This window comes from Paenibacillus sp. J31R122, assembly GCF_056269185.1.
This window is the reverse complement of the sequence record NZ_JBWDNM010000017.1, coordinates 118,379-125,065: the sequence shown is the minus strand read 5'-3', so window position 1 is coordinate 125,065 and position 6,687 is coordinate 118,379. Positions and strand designations below refer to the sequence as shown.

General features: G+C 46.4%; 6 protein-coding genes. 1 reads left to right on the top strand and 5 read right to left on the bottom strand.

The genetic code is table 11. From position 1 onward, the window contains the following. Positions 1–131: 131 nt before the first annotated feature. Positions 132–764, bottom strand: a complete 633-nt coding sequence (locus AC0YN7_RS24690; RefSeq protein WP_475812673.1) for a YigZ family protein — start codon at positions 762–764, stop codon at positions 132–134. A 35-nt stretch (positions 765–799) separates the two neighbouring features. Further along, entirely contained in the window at positions 800–2,149 is a 1,350-nt protein-coding gene (locus AC0YN7_RS24685) for a glucose-6-phosphate isomerase (protein WP_475812672.1), read from the bottom strand. A gap of 163 nt (positions 2,150–2,312) precedes the next feature. Here AC0YN7_RS24685 and AC0YN7_RS24680 point away from each other — a divergent pair, with 163 nt between their 5' ends. After that, on the top strand, positions 2,313–3,218 hold the full coding sequence (locus AC0YN7_RS24680; RefSeq protein ID WP_475812671.1) for an NAD(P)-dependent oxidoreductase: 906 nt from the start codon (positions 2,313–2,315) through the stop codon (positions 3,216–3,218). A gap of 62 nt (positions 3,219–3,280) precedes the next feature. Here AC0YN7_RS24680 and AC0YN7_RS24675 read toward each other — a convergent pair whose 3' ends face one another. The 3 genes from AC0YN7_RS24675 to tkt all read right to left on the bottom strand — a co-directional run bounded on the left by AC0YN7_RS24675 (position 3,281) and on the right by tkt (position 6,574). After that, complete coding sequence (locus AC0YN7_RS24675) at positions 3,281–3,802, bottom strand: DUF420 domain-containing protein (RefSeq protein WP_475812670.1); 522 nt, start codon at positions 3,800–3,802, stop codon at positions 3,281–3,283. Between the two features lie 289 nt (positions 3,803–4,091). Further along, a complete protein-coding gene (gene ppnP / locus AC0YN7_RS24670) occupies positions 4,092–4,409 on the bottom strand; it encodes a pyrimidine/purine nucleoside phosphorylase (protein WP_475812669.1) in 318 nt (105 codons plus the stop codon). Positions 4,410–4,555: 146 nt separating this feature from the next. Continuing rightward, a complete protein-coding gene (gene tkt / locus AC0YN7_RS24665; protein WP_475812668.1) occupies positions 4,556–6,574 on the bottom strand; it encodes a transketolase in 2,019 nt (672 codons plus the stop codon). Positions 6,575–6,687: the final 113 nt, after the last annotated feature.

Genomic DNA, 6,687 nt, shown 5'->3' with positions numbered 1-6,687 from the left:
TTTGGACATGGTGTAGGTTTACCTCATTCATTGTAGTATTTTTTATTAAAACACAAAAACCCGAAAGATGGGCACTTTTTCTAAAGTGTCTATCTTTCGGGTTACAGTTCATGCCTCGCTCCTCTTTCTTATTATTCACCTTCAATATAGTAGAGACTTTCACCTTCAGATATGATAGCCTGACCTTGTGACAGATCGGTCATCCATTCAATGAAATTCTCTGCGTCACGCGCTTCCGGCAAGCAACGAACGATGACGCGATCGGTAAACTCCGTCCCGCCAACCCGCGTTCCCCTGCCATGAAGCTCGTTTTCCAGCTTGCCATACCACGTATAATCGACATCCACGAACACTTCGCGATGCAGTACATTAACGATCTCTTCCGCAGCCTCTATGCCTGCTACAGCTCCGTCCGTATAAGCGCGGACTAGACCCCCAGCACCTAACATAATCCCGCCAAAATACCGCGTTACGACGACAGCGACATTTTTCAGCCCCTTATGCTTAATGACCTCGAGAATCGGCTTGCCCGCCGTACCGCTAGGCTCTCCATCGTCAGAGGCCTTCTGGAACTGATCCCGCTCGCCGACAAGATAGGCCGAGCAATTATGTGTTGCCTGTCGATGCAGAAGCTTGATCTCATTAATGAAAGCAATTGCTTCTTCCTCCGTCTCTACAGGCTTTGCATAGCCAATAAATCGAGACTTCTTAATGACGATCTCCGAATGATTCTGCCGTCTGACTGTTGAATATTTATCCAGCATAGGCCGTGACTCCCGTTACCGGTCGCACCGGTTTATTACAGCCTTGCTTCCAGCTCGGCCTTTTCTTTCTCGAAGCCCGGCTTTCCAAGCAATGCGAACATATTCTTCTTGTACGCTTCAACGCCCGGTTGGTCGAATGGGTTAACGCCAAGCAAGTATCCGCTGATTCCGCATGCTTTCTCGAAGAAATACACAAGGTAACCAAAGGTATACGGCGTCATATCCGCGATGTTAACGATTAGATTCGGTACTTGACCGTCTGTGTGCGCAAGTAGCGTTCCTTCGAATGCTTTCTTATTCACGAAGTCCATCGTTTTGCCTGAAAGGAAGTTCAGTCCATCAAGGTCGTCGGCGTCATGCTCAATTGTGATATGCTCTGCCACTTCATTAACTTGAATGACCGTTTCAAAAATATTGCGGTTGCCCTCTTGAATAAATTGGCCCATCGAGTGCAAATCTGTCGAGAAATCAACAGCCGCCGGGAAGATGCCTTTGTAATCCTTGCCTTCGCTTTCGCCGAAAAGCTGCTTCCACCATTCGGATACGAAATGAAGCGATGGCTCATAGTTTACGAGAATTTCCGTCGCTTTGCCTTTACGGTAAAGAGCGTTGCGCGCAGCTGCGTATTGGTACGCTTCGTTTTCCGCGACGTTAGGGTTGCTGTATTCCTTGGAAGCGTCAGCCGCCCCTTGCATCATGGAATCAATGTCGATTCCCGCAGCAGCGATTGGCAGCAAGCCTACCGCAGTCAGTACGGAGTAACGTCCGCCTACATCATCAGGAATAATGAACGATTCGTAGCCTTCTTCAGTAGAAAGCTTCTTCAAAGCGCCCTTCTCGCTGTCCGTTGTTGCGTAGATACGTTTGCGAGCTTCTTCTTTGCCGTATTGCTTCTCAAGCGCGGCGCGGAATACGCGGAATGCAACAGCAGGCTCAGTTGTAGTTCCTGATTTTGAAATAATATTGATTGACCAGTCACGGCCTTCAATTAATTGCAATAAGTGAGTAACGTAAGTGGAGCTGATATTGTTGCCCGCAAATAGTACTTGTGGTGTTTTACGCTGCTCTTTCGGTAAAATATTGTAGAATGAGTGCGACAGCATCTCAATCGCCGCGCGCGCGCCAAGGTAGGAGCCGCCGATACCGATAACGATCAGCACCTCGGAATCCGATTTAATTTTGTCCGCGGCTTTCTTAATGCGGGCAAACTCTTCTTTATCGTAGTTTGTAGGAAGGTCAATCCACCCTAGGTAGTCCGAGCCAGTCCCAGTTCCGTTATGTAGTTGTTCATGCGCGAGACGAATCGGCTCCGCAAAATATTCAATTTCATGCTTTCCAACGAATGATAGTGCCTTGCTATAGTCGAACTTAACTGTTTTACTCATAAAGAAAAAGACCTCCTCAAGATTTTCGTACATCTATAAAAGCTTTTTAACTTAGCATCTACAATATCGGATTTAACTTATAAAAACAAGCAACAAACAATGAAATATTGATGAAGAGTATGTATAATTAAACAAAAAGACTAATGGAGTGGAGGAACGAATCATGAAAAAAGTTGGATTTGTAGGGTTAGGTGTAATGGGTATTGGCATGGCGGCAAACTTATTGCGCAAAGGATATGAGATCGTCGTATATAATCGTACACCTGGCAAAGCGGGGGAGTTGCTCGCTCTTGGTGCAACTGAGCTTGACTCGCCTTCAGCTATTGCCAATGCATCTGATATTGTCATAACAATGATTAGCAATGATGCAGCTATTCGTGATGTATATTGGGGTGACACCGGCATTTTTGCCGGTGCCCGAAGCGGTATCACACTTATAGACAGCAGCACAATTTCACCAGCATTAGCCAAGGAGCTTGCCGCCGAGGCAGAAAATATAGGAGCGTCATTTCTCGATGCGCCTGTAACTGGCAGTAAGCCTGCCGCTGAGGGCGGTACATTAGTGTTTATGGTAGGCGGGCCTACCGAGACACTGAGCAGCGTAGAAGATGTTTTGCTTGCTATGGGACGAAAAGTAATCCCGATGGGAGCTAACGGCAGCGGTTCAATCGCTAAGCTCGCTCATAACACGATCGTCGGCATCAACGTTGTAGCGCTTGCGGAAGGCATGGCCATTGCGGCAAGCGGAGGCATTGACGGCAGCAAGTTCATCGAGCTCGTTCAGTCTGGTGGTGCGGCAAGTAAAGCGGCCGAGCTGAAAGGAGCTAAGCTGCTCGAGAGTAACTTTGACGTACAGTTCTCGCTCGAGCTGATGCTTAAGGACCTGCGCCTATCATCCGTGCTGTCTGACAGCTTAAACGTCCCTACACCGCTGTTGGAAGCTTCTAAGAGCCTATTCCAAATGGGTGATTCCATGGGACTTGGCGCGCTCGACATGTGCAGCGTAGGACAAGCTTATGAGCAATGGATCGGTCGCAAGCTTAATGGACAAAGTGGTATTAAAGGATAAAGGCTTATGCAAAGAGGGGTTGTCAAACGTCTAGGACGTATGCCAACCCCTCTTTTTTGAATTCAATAGTATGGCGATATCATTAAGTAAACGACAACACCGGTGAAGCTGACATATAGCCAAATCGGCATCGTCCAACGAGCGATTTTACGATGTTTCTCCACCTGCATTTGCAAGCCTCTCACCACCGATATTAACGCAAGCGGCACGATGACGATAGCAAGCAGAATATGCGAGATAAGCACGAAGAAGTAGATTGAACGCAGCGCGCCTTCGCCGCCGTATTTCGTGGACTCCGTTAAGTAATGATAAGTCACATAGGAAATAAGGAATAGTGTGGTCGAGGTAAATGCTGCGCCGATAAAAGCACGGTGCATGCGAACGTTCTTTTTCAGAATTGCAAATAAAGCGACGAGCAGTGTTATAAAGGTAAAGCAGTTGAAAATCGCATTCAGAAGCGGCAATATAGTAACATCAAAATGAACCTCTCCCTCATAAGCCGGTAGAAAGAACAGCGCTGCAATTACCCCAACCAGCACTACCGACAAAAGCCCGATTAACGGCGTATAGTTTCTTTCTTTCATTGATATTTCCTCCTTAAAGTTTTGCGAAGCAAAACTCGCTTCGTAAGTTGGTGCTTTTAAGTTTTGCGAATTGATCATTCTTTATTATTAACTCTATCCGATTCAAACGCTCAAAACAATTCGGTTTCACCGATGTTTGTCACGAAAAACCGAATTTTCTCCCGAAGTGAGTTTCGTTGCACTTGGATAAACACCAACTACATTCGTCAAATGACAAAAAGAAGGCCGCAGCGCCATAGCGATGCAGCCTTCTTTCACTGAGAGTTAATTCTCTTGATTGCTTTCAAACCTACTCGTAAATATAGGAGCAGCAGTAGTCTGTTACTTCAGCAACTTGAAGCTTAAACTTCGTGTTGGCGGGAACTGTGAATTCCGCTTCGCCTTGAATATGCAGCCACTCGGTTTCACCAGGGAGCAGCACTTTCAAATCGCCGGCAAGAATCTCCATAATTTCAACGCAATCCGTACCAAACTCATAGTCACCCGGAAGCATGATGCCGAGTGTTTTTTTCGTGCCGTCCGCGAACAAAACTGCGCGGCTTGTTACTTTTCCATCGAAGTATACGTTAGCTTTTTTGACGATTGTTACATTTTCGAATTGAGACATGGCTGCTTTTATCCCCTTTATTTTCGAATGCTCAAAGGCAAATGCCCTTTTTGATATATAACAATTTATAAGTTTACACTTTAATTAGGCTTATATATTTCTGCGAAACGAACGCTTTCCCCCAAGGAAGTGACATCCTTTTACGCTTACAGCAATGCTTTTACTTTGCTAACAACGTTCTCAACCGTAAAGCCGTACTCTTTGATAACGCGATCTCCAGGTGCTGATGCTCCGAAACGATCGATGGCAAGAATGTCGCCTTGATCTCCCGTATAACGCTCCCAGCCAAATGGATGAGCCATTTCAATAGCCAGACGAGCTTTAACTTCAGGAAGAATGACGGAATTTTTGTATTCCTTCGATTGCTTCTCGAACAAATCCCAGCTCGGCATGCTGACAACACGAACTTGAATGCCTTCTTCAGCCAAAGCCTTCTGTGCTGCTACTGCAAGCTGCACTTCAGAACCAGTCGCAAGAATTTGTGCTTGCGGCTTGCCATTAGCTGCGTCGGATACAACGTATGCTCCGCGACGTACATTAGCATGAACATCGTCTACTGTACCTTCAAGAATCGGTAGATTTTGACGAGTCAATACAAGCGCTACTGGGTTTCCTTGATTTTCCACTGCATAAGACCAAGCTGCCGAAGTCTCATTCGCATCAGCAGGACGAATAACGGTCAAATCTGGAATGATGCGGATCGAAGCGAGCTGCTCGATAGGCTCATGGGTAGGACCATCTTCGCCAACCGCGATACTGTCATGAGTTAGTACATATACAACCGGAAGCTTCATCAATGCAGCAAGACGAACTGCTGGACGAAGGTAATCAGTGAACACGAAAAATGTTCCGCCGAACACTTTCAGGCCGGTGTGCAAAGCAATACCGTTCATTGCGGCAGCCATACCGAATTCACGAACGCCATAGTAAAGGTTACGACCTTCATAGCTGCCCGGTTTGAATTGCGCCAAATCTTTCAGATGCGTCATTGTCGAGCTTTCCAAGTCAGCGGATCCGCCGAAAATCGTTGGCACGTTTTTCGCTAATCCATTAAGTGCGTTACCGGAAGCTACACGAGTAGATACAGCCTTGTCTTCTGTCGTGTAGACAGGAAGATCCGCATCCCAGCCCTCAGGCAATGCGCCAGAGATCGCAAGCTCGAATTGAGCCGCAAGCTCAGGGTAAGCTGATTTATAAGCTGCAAACGCAGCGTCCCAAGCAGCATTTGCTTTCTCGCCATTCTTCTTAATTTCTGCGAAATGCGCGGTAACTTCTTCAGGCACGTAGAACTCATGATCCTCGGACCAACCATATGCTTGCTTAGTCAATTTAGTTTCTTCAGCGCCAAGAGGTGATCCATGAGGACCTGCATGTCCGCCTTTACCGCCTTTGTTAGGGCTGCCATAGCCGATAACTGTCTTCACTTCAATCAAAGTCGGTTTGGAAAGATCCGCTTGCGCATCAGCAACTGCTTTCGCGAGTGCATCCAGGTCGTTACCATCCTCAACGCGAAGCACCTGCCAGCCATAGCCTTCAAAACGTTTTTGAACGCTCTCGGAGTAGGAAAGATCTAAAGCTCCATCAAGCGAGATATCGTTTGAATCATAAAGTACTACCAATTTGCCTAGTTTTAAGTGACCAGCAAAGGAAGCAGCCTCGTGAGAGATTCCTTCCATTAAATCACCATCTCCGCAGATGGAGTATGTGAAGTGATTAATAAGGTCGTGACCTTCTTTATTATAAGTAGCGGCAAGCTGCGCTTCAGCGATAGCCATACCAACTGCCATGGCAACACCTTGTCCCAAAGGACCCGTTGTTGCATCAACACCAGCAGTGTGACCAAACTCAGGATGTCCTGGTGTTAGCGATCCCCACTGACGGAAGCTTTTCAGTTCTTCAAGCGGCAAACCGTATCCAGATAAGTGAAGCAAGCTATATAGCAGCATAGAGCCGTGTCCAGCAGATAGTACAAAACGGTCGCGGTTAATCCACGTAGGATTAGCCGGGTTATGCTTCATATTTTTTGCAAATAATTGATAGCCCATAGGAGCAGCACCCATTGGCATACCTGGGTGACCTGATTTTGCTTTCTCGATAGAATCGATCGCAAGCGTACGAATCGTATCAATTGAAAGCTGATCAATTGTTTTTTGTGTAACAGTCATTTCAATTTCCTCCTATTATCTAATCTAATTTGTCACGTTATATGGTTTGTCAATAACGGTTTGACGTCATAACAGTACGTAATAACTTTGAATATTGTATCATTCCGATTACG